This window comes from Mesorhizobium sp. CNPSo 4661 (assembly GCF_057784215.1).
On record NZ_JBWGIO010000002.1, the window covers coordinates 419,017 to 434,741 of the forward strand.

Annotated in this window: 14 protein-coding genes; 7 read left to right on the forward strand and 7 right to left on the reverse strand. The window is 65.1% G+C overall.

The features are described 5' to 3' along the window. Positions 1 to 136 precede the first annotated feature (136 nt). From AC0YKC_RS03950 to AC0YKC_RS03975, 6 genes are all read right to left on the reverse strand, one after another. On the reverse strand, positions 137 to 289 hold the full coding sequence (locus AC0YKC_RS03950) for a hypothetical protein (protein WP_320294252.1): 153 nt from the start codon (positions 287 to 289) through the stop codon (positions 137 to 139). Positions 290 to 300: 11 nt separating this feature from the next. Further along, positions 301 to 2,013 (reverse strand): L-arabinonate dehydratase, encoded by a 1,713-nt coding sequence (gene araD / locus AC0YKC_RS03955; RefSeq protein ID WP_434724971.1) that lies wholly within the window; start codon positions 2,011 to 2,013, stop codon positions 301 to 303. Positions 2,014 to 2,032: 19 nt separating this feature from the next. Next, positions 2,033 to 2,812 (reverse strand): SDR family oxidoreductase, encoded by a 780-nt coding sequence (locus AC0YKC_RS03960; protein WP_488510215.1) that lies wholly within the window; start codon positions 2,810 to 2,812, stop codon positions 2,033 to 2,035. 70 nt (positions 2,813 to 2,882) lie between these two features. Then, positions 2,883 to 3,833 (reverse strand): L-arabinose ABC transporter permease AraH, encoded by a 951-nt coding sequence (gene araH, locus AC0YKC_RS03965; RefSeq protein ID WP_488510216.1) that lies wholly within the window; start codon positions 3,831 to 3,833, stop codon positions 2,883 to 2,885. 11 nt (positions 3,834 to 3,844) lie between these two features. Further along, the gene (gene araG, locus AC0YKC_RS03970) at positions 3,845 to 5,356 is read right to left on the reverse strand and encodes an L-arabinose ABC transporter ATP-binding protein AraG (RefSeq protein WP_488510217.1); all 1,512 of its coding nucleotides are present in this window, start codon (positions 5,354 to 5,356) and stop codon (positions 3,845 to 3,847) included. A gap of 83 nt (positions 5,357 to 5,439) precedes the next feature. Next, entirely contained in the window at positions 5,440 to 6,432 is a 993-nt protein-coding gene (locus AC0YKC_RS03975) for an arabinose ABC transporter substrate-binding protein (RefSeq protein WP_488510218.1), read from the reverse strand. A gap of 267 nt (positions 6,433 to 6,699) precedes the next feature. On the opposite strand from AC0YKC_RS03975, the gene AC0YKC_RS03980 reads away from it, so the two are divergent. Further along, the gene (locus AC0YKC_RS03980) at positions 6,700 to 7,389 is read left to right on the forward strand and encodes a FadR/GntR family transcriptional regulator (protein WP_488510315.1); all 690 of its coding nucleotides are present in this window, start codon (positions 6,700 to 6,702) and stop codon (positions 7,387 to 7,389) included. A gap of 15 nt (positions 7,390 to 7,404) precedes the next feature. After that, a complete protein-coding gene (gene dgoD / locus AC0YKC_RS03985) occupies positions 7,405 to 8,553 on the forward strand; it encodes a galactonate dehydratase (protein ID WP_434724967.1) in 1,149 nt (382 codons plus the stop codon). Positions 8,554 to 8,581: 28 nt separating this feature from the next. Here dgoD and AC0YKC_RS03990 read toward each other — a convergent pair whose 3' ends face one another. Next, positions 8,582 to 9,241, reverse strand: a complete 660-nt coding sequence (locus AC0YKC_RS03990) for a DUF2161 domain-containing phosphodiesterase (protein ID WP_320294246.1) — start codon at positions 9,239 to 9,241, stop codon at positions 8,582 to 8,584. Positions 9,242 to 9,405: 164 nt separating this feature from the next. Here AC0YKC_RS03990 and AC0YKC_RS03995 point away from each other — a divergent pair, with 164 nt between their 5' ends. The 5 genes from AC0YKC_RS03995 to AC0YKC_RS04015 all read left to right on the forward strand — a co-directional run bounded on the left by AC0YKC_RS03995 (position 9,406) and on the right by AC0YKC_RS04015 (position 15,679). Beyond that, on the forward strand, positions 9,406 to 10,503 hold the full coding sequence (locus tag AC0YKC_RS03995) for a LacI family DNA-binding transcriptional regulator (protein WP_434724965.1): 1,098 nt from the start codon (positions 9,406 to 9,408) through the stop codon (positions 10,501 to 10,503). A gap of 163 nt (positions 10,504 to 10,666) precedes the next feature. Continuing rightward, entirely contained in the window at positions 10,667 to 11,620 is a 954-nt protein-coding gene (locus AC0YKC_RS04000) for an ABC transporter substrate-binding protein (RefSeq protein ID WP_434724964.1), read from the forward strand. 68 nt (positions 11,621 to 11,688) lie between these two features. After that, positions 11,689 to 13,212, forward strand: coding sequence for a sugar ABC transporter ATP-binding protein (locus AC0YKC_RS04005; protein ID WP_434724963.1), 1,524 nt, complete (start codon positions 11,689 to 11,691; stop codon positions 13,210 to 13,212). Then, on the forward strand, positions 13,209 to 14,246 hold the full coding sequence (locus tag AC0YKC_RS04010; RefSeq protein WP_434724962.1) for an ABC transporter permease subunit: 1,038 nt from the start codon (positions 13,209 to 13,211) through the stop codon (positions 14,244 to 14,246). Before AC0YKC_RS04005 ends, AC0YKC_RS04010 begins: the two co-directional genes overlap by 4 nt. 80 nt (positions 14,247 to 14,326) lie before the next feature. Further along, the gene (locus tag AC0YKC_RS04015) at positions 14,327 to 15,679 is read left to right on the forward strand and encodes a hypothetical protein (RefSeq protein ID WP_488510219.1); all 1,353 of its coding nucleotides are present in this window, start codon (positions 14,327 to 14,329) and stop codon (positions 15,677 to 15,679) included. The last annotated feature ends 46 nt before the right edge of the window (positions 15,680 to 15,725 follow it).

Sequence of the window (15,725 nt, forward strand, 5' to 3'; positions counted from 1 at the left end):
CTGTGCCGCCCGGCATGTGATCGTTTGGATTCATGCGCCAGGGTATTGGCGTCAGGGCGGATAACTGCCCAGACGGGACGCGAAGCGCTCCACCATCGCCAGGCCGGCTGCGCACGGCCGCATCGCCGGCGCGCGGTCAAATATCGGGACGCCGGCACGGGCGCCGAACAAGGCGCTTGCCGTAGCAGATCAGGTTCTCGATGCCCTGCATGACGAAGACCTGGCTGTCGAACAGCGCGTAGAGAATGGCGTGGATGCCATGGATCTGATCCGGCGCGAATTGGGCCATCGCGCTCGCCCTCAATGGCTTTCGCGCGGAACGGCGTGACCGCGGCTGCCGACGAGGAAATCGAGGTCGGCGCCACGGTCCGCCTGCAGGACATGATCGACATAGAGGCCCTGATAGCCGCCGCGCATCGCCGGTTCGGGCGGCCGCCAGGATTGCCGACGTCGAGCCAATTCTTCTTCCGAAACCTCGAGATGCAGCCTTCTTGCCTCGACATCGAGCTCGACGATGTCGCCGCTTCTGACCAGTGCCAGCGGGCCGCCGACGGCGGCTTCGGGGGCCGCATGCAGCACAACCGTGCCGAAAGCGGTGCCGGACATGCGGGCGTCGGAAATGCGGACCATGTCGCGCACGCCCTTTTGCAAGAGCTTCCGCGGCAGCGCCATGTTGCCGACCTCGGCCATGCCGGGATAGCCCTTGGGGCCGCAATTCTTCAGCACCATGACCGACGTCTCGTCGATATCGAGCCCCGGGTCGTCGATGCGCGCCCTGTAGTCGTCGATGTCTTCGAAAACGACGGCGCGGCCGCGATGCCTCATCAAGGCGGGCGATGCGGCCGACGGTTTGATGATGGCGCCCGCCGGCGCCAAATTGCCGCGCAGCACCGCGATGCCGCCATGCGGCGTGAGCGCCTTGTCGCGCGGGCGGATCACTTCCGGATTGTAATTCCGGGCATCGGCGATATTGTTCCGCACGCTTTTGCCGGTGACCGTCAGCGCGTCGAGATCGAGCAGGTCGGCGATCTCCTTCATCACAGCCGGGATGCCGCCGGCATAGCAGAAATCCTCCATGAGGAAGCGGCCCGACGGCATCAGGTCGAGGATGGTCGGTACATCGCGGCCGTATCTGTCCCAATCGTCGAGGCTGAGCTCGGCGCCAACCCGGCCGGCGATGGCGAGCAGATGCACGACGGCGTTGGTCGAGCCGCCAATCGCGCCATTGACGCGTATGGCATTGGCGAAGGCCTGCTTGTTGAGGATCGCCGACGGCCGCAAATCCTCGTTGACCATCTCGACAATGCGCCGCCCGGTCATGCGGGCGATACGGCTGCGGCGCGCGTCGACCGCCGGATAGGCCGCGTTGCCGGGCAGTGCCAGGCCAAGCGCCTCGACCATCGAGGCCATGGTCGAGGCCGTGCCCATGGTCATGCAATGGCCGGGCGAGCGCGACATGGCGCTCTCGGCGCTGGCGAAATCCTGCGCGCTCATCACCCCGGCCCGCACATCCTCTGAAAATTTCCACACGTCGGTGCCGGAGCCGATCTCACGGCCCTGGAACCGGCCGTTGAGCATAGGCCCGCCGGAAATCACGATGGCGGGCAGGTCGCAGGAGGCCGCGCCCATCACCAGAGACGGTGTGGTCTTGTCGCAGCCCGCCATCAGCACGACGCCGTCCATCGGATTGCCGCGAATCGCCTCCTCGACATCCATCGAGGCAAGATTGCGGAACAGCATGGCCGTCGGCCGCAGATTGGATTCGCCGCAGGAGAACACCGGAAACTCCAGCGGCAGGCCGCCGGCTTCCAGCACGCCGGCCTTGATGTGCTCGACCAGGCCGCGGAAATGCACGTGGCAGGGCGTGAATTCGGAGAAGGTGTTGCAGATGCCGATCACCGGCCGGCCGTCGAAAGCATCGTCCGGCAGGCCGTTGTTCTTCATCCAGCTGCGATGGATGAAGGCGTCCTTGCCGAGCCCGCCGAACCAGTGCTGCGATCGTCTCTTGGTCATGGTCGGTCCTCGGCGATGTTCAGGCCGGATGCTGGAGCTGGCTCAGCCCGCCATCGACGACGAGGCAGGCCGCGTTCATGAACAGGCACTCGTCGGAAATCATGAACACCGCGGCGAGCGCGATCTCGCGCGCAGTGGCGATGCGGCCGCCGGGGTGCAGCGCCATGGTGTTGGCGCGCGCGGCGACAGGGTCCGGAAAGCTGTTCCAGTAGTCGAGGGCCTTCTGCGTCTCGACATAACCCGGCGCCAGCGCGTTCACGCGCACGCCCTGGCCTGCATATTCGAGCGCCAGCGATCTGGTCAGGCCGAGCAGCGCGTGCTTGGCGACGGGATAGGGGAAGGTATGCGGAATGATGGTGAAGCTGTGCGTCGAGGCGATGTTCAGGATCGCCCCGCGGCCGCTTGCCAGCATGCCCGGCAGCACCGCCTTGCTGCAATTCCAGGCGCCTTTGACGTTGACGTCGAAATTGCGGTTCCACTCCTCTTCGCTCGCCTCGAGCGGCGTCGAGAAGACATTCATCCCCGCGTTGTTGATCAGCGCGTTGACCGGCCCGATTTCCTCGCCCGCGCGGCCGACGGCCGACGCGATCGCCGCGGCATCGGTTATATCGGCCCGGCAGTGCCCGAGACGACCGCGCGGCGCCGACAGGCCGGAGGCGGCCCTGTCCAGGAGCTCGCCGTCGCGATCGATCATGAACAGGCTCGCCCCCTCGGCCAGGCAGGCTTCGGCGATGGCGAGCCCGATGCCCTGGGCGGCGCCGGTCAGAAAGATGCGTTTGCCTGCAAGGCGCTCAGTCATCGTCGTCACTCCAGTCGAAGACGGCCATGGCGATCCTTCAGCCGCATCGGCCCGACATCGACATGCCGGCTCAGCGCCGGCCCAATGCCGACGACCGCAGATTGTCGAGCAGGACCGCCAGAAGCAGGATCACACCCCTGACGATATATTGGTAGAAGGCCGGGATGTTGAGCAGGTTCATCGCGTTCTCGGCGATGCCCATGATCAAAACGCCGACGATGACGCCCGACATCGTGGCGCGGCCGCCAGCCAGCGAGACGCCGCCGAGCACGCAGGCCGAGATCACCGACAGCTCGAGGCCGACCGCGGCGTTGGGCTGACCAGAGGTGATGCGCGAAGCGAGCAGGATACCGGCAATGCCGCAGACCACGCCCTGCAGCGTGAAGATCCAGATGCGCGTCCTGTCGACATTGACGCCGGCGAGGCGCGAGGCTTCCGGATTGCCGCCGATGGCCAGCGTGTTCTTGCCGAAGACGGTGCTGTTGAGCACGAAGCCGAAAATGGCGAAGAGCACCGCAAGCACCCAGATCGGCATCGGGATGCCGAGTAGCTTCGACAGGGCCAACTGATAGAAGTCAGGGCTGTTGATGCCGACGGCGCGGCCGTCCGACGAGATCAGCGCGAAGCCGCGCACGATCTGCATGGTGGCCAGGGTGGTGATGAGGGCGTTGATGCGGAATTTGGCGATGACGACGCCATTGACCCAGCCGACTACGGCGCCGCAGGCGATGGCCGCGATGAGGCCGAGCAGGATCGAGCCGGTGTAGTTCGAGGCCATCACCGCGACCATGCCGGCAAAGGCGACGATGGAGCCGACCGACAGGTCGAAGTCGCGCGCGGCGAGGCAGAACATCATCGTGCAGGCAACGATGCCGACGGTGACCACCGATTGCAGCAGGCCCAGCATGTTGCGGTCGGTGAGGAAGTTCGGCACCAGCAGCGACACCAGCGCGAAGGCGACGATGAAGATGACGACGAGGCCCTGCTCGCCGAGCAGTATCTTCTTCAACCGGTCGGTCATGGCGGGTGTCCTCAGGATGCGATCGCGTCGGGGGTTTTCTTGTCGGGAAGGGCCGCGGCCAGGATCGCCTTTTCGGCGAACTGGTCGCGCGTGAGTTCGGCGCTGATGCGTCCGCCGCACATCACCAGGATGCGGTCGCAAATGCCCATCACTTCCGGCAGCTCCGAGGAGACGACGACGATCGCCATGCCGTCCTCGGCGAGCTGGTAGAGCAGCTCGTAGATTTCCGACTTGGCGCCGACATCGATGCCGCGCGTCGGCTCGTCGACGATCAAAACACCTATGCCCTGCTCGGACAGCCATCGGCCGAGGATCACCTTCTGCTGGTTGCCGCCGGACAGGTTGACGATGTCCTGCCTGCGGGACGGCGTGCGCACCTTGAGCTTCTTGATGAAGGTCTCGGCCGTCGCGATCTCGTTGGCGCGGCTCAGCACGCCAAAGCGCGTGTGATGGCGCCTGGACGAGATGTTGATGTTCTCCTCGATCGAGCGGCCCTGGATGATGCCGTCATGCTTGCGGTCCTCGGAGCAGAGCACGATGCCCGCCCTGATCGCGTCATGCGGGCTGGCGGCGGCAATCGCCTTGTCGTCGACGGCGATCGCGCCGCCCGAGCGCGGATCGGCGCCGAAGACCAGCCGCATCAACTCCGAGCGCCCGGCGCCGATCAGGCCGAAGAAGCCGACGATCTCTCCGGCGCGGGCTTCGAAGCTTGCCGGCGTCCGCAACCTGGCGCCGCTCAGATTGTCGACCTTGAGGCGGACCTTTCCCGCCTTGCGCGGCCGAAAACCCCATATGTCGGAGATCTCGCGGCCGACCATTTCGGCAACGACCTGATCGCGCGTGACACCTTCGAGCGATGCGTGGTGCGCGGCGAGCTTGCCGTCGCGCAGCACCGTCAGGCTGTCGCAGAGCCGGAACACCTCGTCGAGCCGGTGCGAGACATAGATGATGACCTTGCCCTCGCCGCGCAGCCGGTCGATCAGAGCGAACAGGATCTCGCTTTCGCGCGAGGACAGCGACGAGGTCGGCTCGTCGAGCGCGATGACGCGGGCGTCCAGCATCACCGCCTTGGCGATCTCGACCATCTGGCGTTCGCCGATCGAGAGCGTCTTGACCTTGCGGCGCATGTCGATGTCGATGCCGGCCGATTTCAGCTTGGCGCCGACATCGTCGAGCATACGGCGGCGGGCGATGACGCCTGCGCTCGCTGGAAACCGGCCAAGGCTGAGATTTTCGGCGACGGTCAGCTCGGGCACCAACTGCAATTCCTGATGGATGACGATGACGCCGTTGTCGAAGGCGTTCCTGGTCGAGGCATAGGCCTGGACCTTGCCGTCGATGCTTATTGCGCCGGCATCGGCATGCTGGTCGCCGGACAGGATCTTGATGAGGGTGGATTTGCCGGCGCCATTCTCGCCCATCAATCCGTGCACGGCGCCCTTTTCGACACCGAACGACACGTCGGACAGAGCCCTGACGCCCGGATAGGTCTTGGTGATGTTGGAGAATTCGAGAAAGGACACCGCTCAGATCCTTGTGCGCTACCCTTGCCGGGTCAGACCAAACAGGCGGCGACGCGGGCCGCCGCCTGTTTGTACAGGGAGGACTATTCGATGCCGAGGTCCTTGCGCACCTTCTGGTAGTCGTCGCGCTTGGCGAGCGCGCCGGCGGTCAGCGTCAGCTTCGCCGGCTCCTTGTTGTTGGTGATCCAGTCATACATGTTCAGCGCCGTCTCGTAGCCGTGGCGCTTGGGCGAGATGATCACCGTGCCGACGAAACCGGTAGCGGTGGGCTTCTTGAACTCGTTGATCGCCGATTCCGCGCCGCCGATGCCGACGCCGATCATGCCGTCGGCCGGGATGCCGACGCTTTCGGACGCGCGAACGGCGCCGAGCACCGCCTCGTCGTTGAGGCCGAAGGCGATCCACTTCTTGATGTCGGCATGGGCATTGAGCACCACGGTCGCGGCGTTGAGCGCGGCTTCGGTGTCGGTCTTGGCCTGCGGCGCGTCGAAGATGTTCTCGGCCTTGAAGCCGGCGGCCTTCAGCACCGAAATCGCGCCTTCGACGCGGTCGACGGCGGTCGGCAGCTGGTCGTAGGAGACGCGGATCGCGCCGACCTCGTCCATCTTCCAGCCGCGCGCCTTCATCTGGTCGATGATGGCCTGACCAACGGCCTCGCCGATTTTGGTGGCGGAGATGCCCATATGCGGCACGTCTTCCAGCGGCTTGCCGTCGGCGCCGACGAGGCGATCGTCCACCGTCATCAGCTTCAGATTGTTGGCGGCCGCCTTGGCGATGATGCCCGGGCCGAGCTTCACATCCGGGGTGCAGACGACGAAACCTTGCGCGCCCTGGGCGCCGAGATTGTCGATCGCCGACATCAGCTTCTCGCCGTCCTCGGCGCCGATCTTGACGAGGGTGAAGCCCTTTTCCTTGGCAGCCTGGTCCGCGAATTTCCATTCGTCCTGGAACCAGGGCTCCTCGGGCTGTTTGACGATGAAGCCGATCTTGGTGTCCTGCGCATAGGCAGACGCGATTGTCGTGACCGACAAGACGGCGAGAGCGCCCGCGACGAGCGCGGTTTTCAAAAGTCGCATGTTTACCTCCCAGTGAACGGCCGGGCATCGAGCCCGGGTTTCCCGTCTCTAGTCAATTTCATCATACACGTCAATTGATCTGGTATGATAAATGATTTAAATAGTCAGATCAGTAGCGCTGGCGCAAATCACCGGTATCCGCTAAGGCCGGGCCGGGCGCGCGCAACCAGGGTTCGCTGCCTTGGAGGAGGGGCTGAGGTGAACGAGACACCGAAGAAGGCTGACGAGGCGACGGATGCACGCGAGACGGCACGTCGCCCGCGCGTCATGCCGGATGTGACGAAGGCGCTGGCCTCCGACATCTTCTCGGGCCGCTATCCGGCCGGTTCGTCACTGCCGACCGAGAACGACCTCGGCGTCGAATATGGCGTCAGCCGCACCGTGATCCGCGAAGCGCTGAAAGTGCTGGCGGCCAAGGGCCTCGTGCTTTCCAGGCCGCGCATCGGCACGGTGGTCTGCGACCAGGACAACTGGAACATCATCGATCCGCAAGTGCTTGCCTGGCATGCGCCGCACGCCCTGGACGACAAGCTGTTCGACGCGATCCTCGAAACCCGCCGCGCCATCGAGCCTCTGGTCGCCGAGCTCGCCGCCGCGCGCGCGACGCTGCAGGAGATCGCCGACCTGGAGGCGGCATGGCGCGGCATGGCCGGCGCCGGCGAGGACCCCGTCGCCTTCTCGCGCAGCGACATCGCCTTCCACCAGATCCTCTATGCCGCCAGCCACAACCCGATCTTCCGGCAGATCGGCAACCTGATCGACACCGGGCTGAAATTCTCGCTGGAAGCGACGGCGACCATTTCGCTCGACCGGCGCATGGAAGCGGTGGCGGCGCACCGCGAAGTGGTGGAGGCGCTGCGCATGCGCGACGCCGAAGCGGCGCGCGACGCGGCAAACAGAATTCTCCACCTGGCGGCGCGCGACCTCGTCAGCGCCAAGAAACTCAAGAACAACTGAGACAAGCTTGCCCGCATGAAAATCACCGCCTTGACCACCTACATCGTTCCGCCGCGCTGGCTGTTCCTCAAGATCGAGACCGATGCCGGCATCAGCGGCTGGGGCGAGCCGGTGGTCGAAGGCAAGGCGCTGACGGTCGAGGCGGCGGTCAAGGAACTGGCCGATTATCTGATCGGCAAGGATCCGCGCCTGATCGAGGATCACTGGACGGTGATGCATCGCGGCGGCTTCTATCGCGGCGGGCCGATCCTTATGAGCGCGATCGCCGGCATCGACCAGGCGCTGTGGGACATCAAGGGCAAGGCGCTCGGCGTGCCGGTGCATGAACTGCTTGGCGGCAAGCTGCGCGAGACGATCAAGGTCTATTCCTGGATCGGCGGCGACCGGCCGGCGGAAGTGGCGGCCGGCGCCAGGGATGTGGTGGCGCGCGGCTTCCAGGCGCTCAAGATGAACGGCACCGAGGAACTGCAGATCGTCGACAGCCATGACAGGATCGATGCCGCGGTCGAGCGGGTTGCCATGGTGCGCGAGGCGGTGGGCCCCAATATCGGCATCGCCGTCGATTTCCACGGCCGGGTGCACCGGCCGATGGCGCGTATGCTGGTCAAGGAACTGGAGCCATACCGGCTGATGTTCATCGAGGAGCCGGTGCTGAGCGAGAACCGCGAGGCGCTGAAGGAGATCGCCGCGCTCGGCTCGACGCCGATCGCGCTCGGCGAACGGCTCTATAGCCGCTGGGACTTCAAATCTGTGTTCGAGGAGGCGGTCGTCGACATCATCCAGCCCGATCTGTCGCATGCCGGCGGCATCACCGAATGCCGCAAGATCGCGGCGATGGCGGAAGCCTATGACGTGGCGGTGGCGCCGCATTGTCCGCTGGGACCCATCGCGCTTGCCGCATGCCTGCAGCTCGACGCCGTGAGCTACAACTGCTTCATCCAGGAGCAGAGCCTGGGCATCCATTACAATGCCGGCAACGACCTGCTCGACTACGCCGCCAACAAGGACGTGTTCCGCTATGAGGACGGCTATGTTGCCATTCCCGACGGTCCGGGCCTGGGAGTCGAGATCGACGAAGACTATGTGAAGGAGCGTGCCAAGGAAGGGCATCGCTGGCGCAACCCGGTCTGGCGCCACAAGGACGGCTCGTTCGCCGAGTGGTAAGCCGGCAAATTATTTCGCACTCGATTGCCTATAACGTCGCCGGCAAAGGTCCGATGGCGGCGAGACCGGCTTCGGTCAGCGCGTAGACACCGCGCTCGGCCCTGGCGAACCAGCCGTAGTAGTTATGCAAAAGAATGCTGGCGGCGCGCGGCGAAAGGGTCTTGAGGTCGCGCGGCCGCTTCGGACCGTCGGCCATGGCGGCGGCGCAGGCCAGCGCCTCCTGGCGGTAAGCGGTCATGATCGGCTTCTTGCGCGTGCTGCCGCCGATGGACGGATCGCCCTTGCGGCGGTGATGCTCCTCGACCAGGCGCGAGCGCCGCCTGGGGTCGCGGCGCGGCGGCAAGGCGGCGGGACTGAGCAGCAGTTCCACCTCGCCCTTCTTGCCGACGCCCAATAGGCCGAAACCTAGACGACGGCAGAGCGCGCGGAAGCGGCGGTCGTGCTCCCGGCCCTTGCCGCGCGCCGACATCAAAGCAGCCAGCCATACCTCGTCACAGGCCGCCGCGCGGTCGACGGCCTGCAGGACGAGCTCGAGGTTGAATTGCAGCTTGAGCTCGCAGATGACGACGACATCCGGCTCACCGGTGCGCACGCCGACCACGTCGCAGCCGCCGATCTCGCCCTTGACGGCGAAATCCATGCTCTCGAGGAACCGCTTCACCGGCTCGTAGAGGGAAGTTTCCTGCATCGGCGATGCATAGCCGATTCGCGGCGGTCCGGTCGCGCGCTAGAAGTATCCTCACCGTGATGGATTGAGAGGCTGGATTGACAACGCCTGGAACACCGACTACAAACAACCCTAAACGTTTAGGTAAAAGCTTCGGCTGACCTCGACGAGGGAGGTTTCGACCCTTGGCAAGATCGACAATGCGCGACATCAGCCGCGCCACAGGCCTGTCTTTGTTCACCGTATCGCGCGCACTCAGCGGAGCGGATGGCGTGTCCGAGGCCAGCCGCGAGCAGGTGCTGAAAGCCGCCAGCGATCTCGGCTATGTGCTCAACCGCGCCGCTCAGGAATTGCGCCGCGCCAGCCGCGATTCAGTTGCCGTCATCACCGCAAGCACCTCCAACTCCTACTATCTCGACCTGATGGCGGGCATACAGCAAGCGCTCGAGCCGTCCGCCTGGACCGTGGTCGTCGGCGACGTCGCGGTCAACGGCGCCTATGACGCCCGCCTCGAGGATCGGATGATACGCCGCCTCATCGAGTCGCGGACCGCCGGCGTGATTTCGACATTGACCTTGACGGCAGACAACGCGCGGCTGCTCGAACGCTGGGACATCCCGCTGGTCTTCGTCGATTCCTCGCCGCCGGCAGAGGCCGCGCACATCCCAAGCGTGACCACCGACAACTACAATGCCAGCCTGATGGTAGGCAAACATCTTGCCGACCATGGCTACAAGGACTGGCTGTTCCTGGTCTATCCGTCGAAATGGTCGACGCGGTTCGACCGCGAGCGCGGCATAAGGGAGGCGGCGCGGATCCACGGCGCCGACCTGGTGGTGCTGGAATCGGAGAACGACGCAGCGTCCGGTTACAGCACGCTGGCGCGCCATATTGATGCCAGTGGCAGGATTCCGCGCGCGCTGATCGCGGGCAACAATCCGCTGCTGCTCGGCTCCATGAAGCTTGCCGCCGAGAGGCGCATCGCCATTCCGGATGAATTGGCGGTGGTCGCCTATGACGAATTCGCCTGGTCGGAACTTACCGATCCGCCGATGACGGTGCTGAACGAGCACAGCGAACAGATCGGCCTGCTTGCCGCGATGACCCTGCGCAGGATCATCGACAAGCAGGTCGAAGCCGAGAAGAAGGGCGAGGCGCCGACGCCCCTCTATCTTCCCGAGGACCAGCAGCGCGTGCCAGCGCGGCTGATCATCCGCTGTTCCTGCGGCTGTTCGAGGGACGGCGTGCACGCACGAGGCCCCGTCGCCTCGCAGGCTGCCTAGCGACACAAGGAATGGAAGGACAATGACCGGATTATCTTGTGCTTGAACCTAAACGATTAGGCAGCTCGGAAGCCGGGATCTGGCCGCGGTGATGCTCGCGGTTCGACAGTCGAGAAAACGAATTGCCGTCACATCACGGCGGCGAACAACAAGGAGGATAAACATGACAGCAAAGACCACCCTGCGGTTAATTACCGCCACATCGCTCCTGGCGTTCGGCCTGGCATTTGGAGCCGTTCCGGCCACGGCCGAAAGCAAGCTTCCCAGCAAGATCGAGAAGATCGGCCTGATGGTGCAGGATATGTCCAACCCGTTCTTCTCCGCCATGACGAAGGGGGCCCAGGACGCCGCCAAGCAGATCGGCGCTTCCGTCAACGTGCAGGACGCGCAGCTCGACCTCGCCAACCAGAACACCCAGATCGACGCCTTCATCCAGCAAGGGGTCAATCTGATCGTCATCTCGGCGGTGGATGAGGCGGGCATCGAACCGGCCATCCTGCGCGCCAAGGAGGCCGGCATCATCGTCATCGCCGTCGACACTCCTGCGCACGGCGCCGACGCGGTGATCATGACCAATGCGGTGCAGGCGGGCGAGAAATCCTGCGAATACCTGTTCCAGCAGATGGGCAGAAAGGGCCAGGTGCTGCTGGTGGACGGCACCCCGATCCAGACGATCATCGACCGCATCAATGGCTGCAAGACGGTGGCCAAGAAGTTCCCGGACATCAAGATCGTCGGCCAGCAGGCCTCGAAGAACGACCGTGCTTCCGGGCTCGCCGTGACGACCGACATGCTGACGGCCAACCCGGACGTCACCGGCATCTTCGGCATGAACGACCCGTCCGCGCTCGGCGCCGTGCTCGCGGTCGAGCAAGCCGGCAAAGCAAGCCAGATCAAGGTCACCGGCGTGGACGGCAGCCCCGAAGCGGTCGCCGAACTGAAGCGGGACGGGTCGCCGTTCATCGGCTCGGCCACGCAGAACCCGGCCGAGATGGTGCGTCAGGCGGTCAAGGTCGCGCAGGACATGGTTGCCGGCAAGGCGCCGCAGGACAAGACGATCCTGATCGAGAGCGTGCTGGTCACCCGCGACAATGTTGGCCAGTATCCGGGCTGGTAAATCTCCCAGGCCAGCCCGCGGGGAGCGGCCTTGCGCCGCTCCCCGCCCAGAGATCCGATGAGGCTGCCATGAGCATCCAACCTCCGCTGCTCGCCGTCGAGGACGTTTCCAGGCGCTTCGGCGCCACGCTGGCGCTGAACAAGGTCCGTTTCGACCTGAGAGCGGGCGAAGTGCACGCGCTGATGGGCGAGAACGGCGCCGGCAAATCCACGCTGATGAAGATCCTTGCCGGCAACATCCAGCGCGACGCAGGGCGCATCCTCATCGACGGCCGCGAAGTCGAGATCCGTTCGCCGATCGAGGCCTCCGCCAACGGCATCGCCATCATCCACCAGGAACTCAACACCGTGCGCGACATGACGGTCGCGGAGAACCTGGCGCTCGGGCGCGAGCCGCGCACCAGGCTGGGCATGCTCGACCGCCGCCGCATGGATGAGCAGGCGCGTCAGAAGCTGGCGCGCATTCACTCCACGATCGATCCGCGGCGGCCGCTCGGCTCGCTGAGCGTCGGCATGCAGCAGATGGTCGAGATCGCGCGCGCCGTGAGCGAAAACGCGCGCGTGCTGGTGCTCGACGAACCGACCGCCGCGCTGTCGCGGGCCGAGGCGCAGGAGCTTTATCGCATCATCGGCCAGATGCGCTCGGCGGGCGTCGGCCTGATCTACATTTCGCATCGCATGGAAGAGGTCTGGCAGTTGGCGGATCGCGTCACGGTGTTCCGCGACGGCGGCTATGTCGGGACCGGAACCTTAGCCGAGATCAGCCCGCCCGACGTGGTCCGCATGATGGTCGGCCGTCAGGTTGCCGACCTCTACCACCATGACAAACGCGAGCCGGGTGCCACCATCCTCGAAGTCGAGGGAATGACGGGCACGGGGGTCGGCCCCGTCGATCTCTCGGTCCGCGCCGGAGAGGTGGTTTGCATGGCCGGCCTGATCGGGTCCGGCAGGACCGAAGTCGGCCGCCTGCTGTTCGGTGCCGACCCTCGCACCGCCGGTTCGGTCCGCATCGGAGGTCGCCACAGCCGCCCGGCGGATCCGTTCGAGGCGATCGCCGACGGCATTGGCATGGTGCCAGAAAACCGTAAAGAGCAAGGGCTGTTCCTCGAGCATTCGGTGGAAGACAATATTGCGATCAGCTCGCTCGATCGCTTCGTTACGGCGGGCGTCGTCGACCGGACGGCGCGACGCGACGCGGTTCTGGCGCAGATGAAGCGGCTGGGCCTCAGGCTCAACGCGCTTGCGCTGCCGGTGAAGGCGCTGTCCGGAGGAAACCAGCAGAAAGCGGCGCTGGCGCGGTGGCTGCTTCGCGATTCCAGGGTGCTGATCCTCGACGAGCCCACCCGCGGCGTCGACATCGGCGCAAAGCGCGAGATCTACGAGGAGATCGACCGGCTGGCGCGCGCCGGCAAGGCGATCCTCGTCATATCGTCGGACCTGCCGGAGGCGATCGGCATAAGCGACCGCCTGCTGGTCATGCGCCAGGGCAGGATCGTCTCGGAACTGGTTTCGGAAAAAACCTCGGAAGAAGAAGTGATGCTTCACGCGACGGGCACCGCGACCCGCAGCAGACATACAGGAGCGCAGCCATGAACCCTGCTCGAGACGAGATCCTCCAGGCAAAAGCGGTCGCTGCCGAGCACGCCCCGTTCGATTTCGCCAAATGGTGGGATCGGGTCGGCATTCTCGTGGTGCTGGTCGCGCTGATCATCCTGATGTCGGCCATCGCGCCGAACTTCAACCGCGTCGACAATCTTCTCAACATCGCGCGCTCCATATCGGTGAACGCCATCCTGGCGGCCGGAATGACGCTCGTCATCCTGACCGGAGGCATCGACTTGTCCGTCGGATCGATGGTCGCCGTTTCGGGCGTGGTTTCGGTCATAGCCGCCATTGCTGGAGTGCCGGCACCCGCCGCCATCGGCATTGGCCTTGCCGTCGGCGCGGCCTGCGGCCTGATCAATGGCGCGCTGACGGCCTATCTTTCGCTTGCCCCGTTCATCGTTACGCTGGGCACGATGACATTCTTGCGCGGCCTCGCCTACACCATCACCAAAGGCCAGCCGATCGTCTCCAGCTCGCTGAATTTCAAGGATATCGGCAACGGGTATCTCTGGGGCATCCCGATGCCGGTCATCGTGATGGCGGTCGTCTACCTGATCGTCTGGTTCATCCTGGAACGGACGCGCTACGGCCGTCACGTCTATGCCGTGGGCGGCAACGCGGAGGCGGCGAAACTCGCCGGCGTGCGCGTGAAGCGGGTCGTCACGTCCGTCTATGTGCTGGCGGGCGCTTGTTCGGGCCTGGCGGGCGTCATCTTCGCCGCCCGCGTGATCTCGGCTCAGCCGACAGCCGGCACCGGCTATGAACTCGATGCCATCGCGGCAGTGGTGCTCGGCGGCACCAGCCTTGCCGGCGGCCGCGGCCGGATCGTCGGCACCCTGATCGGATCGGTAATCCTCGGCGTTCTGGGCACCGGCCTGATCCTGCTCAACGTGCCCTTCTTCACGCAGCTTCTGATCAAGGGCGTGGTGATCATCCTCGCCGTTGCCATCGACAGCCTGAAGCAGCGGCCGGGGCTTTTCCACTTCCGCAGGAACAGACCGCCCGGCGCATCCGGCCAATAACCGCTCAGGTGCCGCCGTCTGCGCCCGGCACGGCCGGCCGCGCACTTTCCCGCTCACACTCTGAATTGGAAGAATTCTCCATGACCCTTGCCGTCGCCATCACGGATCCCCTTGCCGGCCATCGCGAGCGCGAACCGATCGTCTTTTCCGTCGCTGGGGACCTGCCGCAGGCCCTCTGGTGGGCTCGCGACGACGCCAGCAACCGGGTGCTTTGCCAGCGCCTGACGCAAGACAGAAGGCCAGGCGAAACGCGTTTCATCGCGACCGTGAGCTTCAGCGGCCAGTTGCGGCTGACGCTGGAAGAACCGTGCGAGCCTGGTTCAGCCTGCATTCCCGGCATCACGGTGCTGCAAGGCAAGGAGGCCGACTGCTTCGTCCGTCTCGATACCGGGGCCTTCGATCTCGAGCTCTGCCGCGGCACCGCCCAGGGTCTCGGCTCCTCCAAATGGGGTATCCGCCACTTCCGGTCCTTGGCCGACGATTTCGAGCTGCTTCCCTCCGGCAACAATGCCATCGGCGGCTTTTACGGGCCTTTCTTCACGCCCGAGAACGGGCTGATCAACCCTCCCGAACATACGACCGTCGAGATCGAGACGGTGGAGCGCGGCCCAGTCCTCCACCACTACCGCATGCATGGCACGATACCGGACGGGCTGCTTGACGAGCTCAAGGGCAAGCGCTTCTCGATCGACTGGGTTTTTACCCACGGCACGCCCTTCTTCCAGCGCCGCTACCAGGTCGACCCCTTCCAGACCGTCATCAACGGGCGCTCGGTCACCAACAAGATCACCGTCGGCGACGAGTTCGAGGGCGGCAAGGGCAAGCTGGTCTTCGACCGCTTCGCCGCCTATGGCGGAACGCGCTACCGCGCGGGGGACCCCTATGCCGGCGAACTCGTCGCCATGGTCGCAGAAACAGTGAGCGGCTCGACCAACCAGAGCCGGAAGTTCGAGGAATTCCGTTCCAATCTCAGCGACATCGAATCCGCCCATTGGGATCTCTACTGGCGCCTGTTCTGCCAGTGGGAGGGCGTGCTGGGCGAAGACGAGCTTCGTGAACGACTGGCGCGCGTGCGCGCGGCATCGCATGTGAAGGCCGAGCTCACGGATCGCCAGTGGGTGCTGACGGATCGGCCGGTCGATGTGTCGGCGGTCGAGCACGAAACGATATTTCCCGGCCCAGCCGATAAGACGGTGGAGTTCGACACGGCCACGGGCCGCGCCATGGTCTGGTGGACATCGCAGCCTTCCGGCGCCTTCCAGATCGTCCAGCGGCGCCAGTCCGGCTGGGTGAACTGGGGCAGCAATGGCGAGAATGAATGTCCCGAGCTTCCCGTGGGCGTCGAGATCAAGACGGCCTACGGCCATTTCGCCGACTGCTGGCAGGCCGTTGCCGACCAGTTGGAGACGCCGCCGACCGTCAGCGCCGGATAGACAACTCGGCTCGAGGTCGAACGACGATCGACCTCGAGCCGAGATC

Bases quoted from the DNA above. Each gene is read 5' to 3' on its own strand.
- AC0YKC_RS03960 (WP_488510215.1), bottom strand. From the start codon at position 2,812: ATGACTGAGCGCCTTGCAGGCAAACGCATCTTTCTGACCGGCGCCGCC.
- AC0YKC_RS04005 (WP_434724963.1), top strand. From the start codon at position 11,689: ATGAGCATCCAACCTCCGCTGCTCGCCGTCGAGGACGTTTCCAGGCGC.
- AC0YKC_RS04015 (WP_488510219.1), top strand. From the start codon at position 14,327: ATGACCCTTGCCGTCGCCATCACGGATCCCCTTGCCGGCCATCGCGAG.
- AC0YKC_RS04010 (WP_434724962.1), top strand. From the start codon at position 13,209: ATGAACCCTGCTCGAGACGAGATCCTCCAGGCAAAAGCGGTCGCTGCC.
- AC0YKC_RS03975 (WP_488510218.1), bottom strand. From the start codon at position 6,432: ATGCGACTTTTGAAAACCGCGCTCGTCGCGGGCGCTCTCGCCGTCTTG.
- AC0YKC_RS04000 (WP_434724964.1), top strand. From the start codon at position 10,667: ATGACAGCAAAGACCACCCTGCGGTTAATTACCGCCACATCGCTCCTG.
- AC0YKC_RS03950 (WP_320294252.1), bottom strand. From the start codon at position 289: ATGGCCCAATTCGCGCCGGATCAGATCCATGGCATCCACGCCATTCTC.
- araH (WP_488510216.1), bottom strand. From the start codon at position 3,833: ATGACCGACCGGTTGAAGAAGATACTGCTCGGCGAGCAGGGCCTCGTC.
- araD (WP_434724971.1), bottom strand. From the start codon at position 2,013: ATGACCAAGAGACGATCGCAGCACTGGTTCGGCGGGCTCGGCAAGGAC.
- dgoD (WP_434724967.1), top strand. From the start codon at position 7,405: ATGAAAATCACCGCCTTGACCACCTACATCGTTCCGCCGCGCTGGCTG.
- AC0YKC_RS03980 (WP_488510315.1), top strand. From the start codon at position 6,700: ATGCCGGATGTGACGAAGGCGCTGGCCTCCGACATCTTCTCGGGCCGC.
- AC0YKC_RS03990 (WP_320294246.1), bottom strand. From the start codon at position 9,241: ATGCAGGAAACTTCCCTCTACGAGCCGGTGAAGCGGTTCCTCGAGAGC.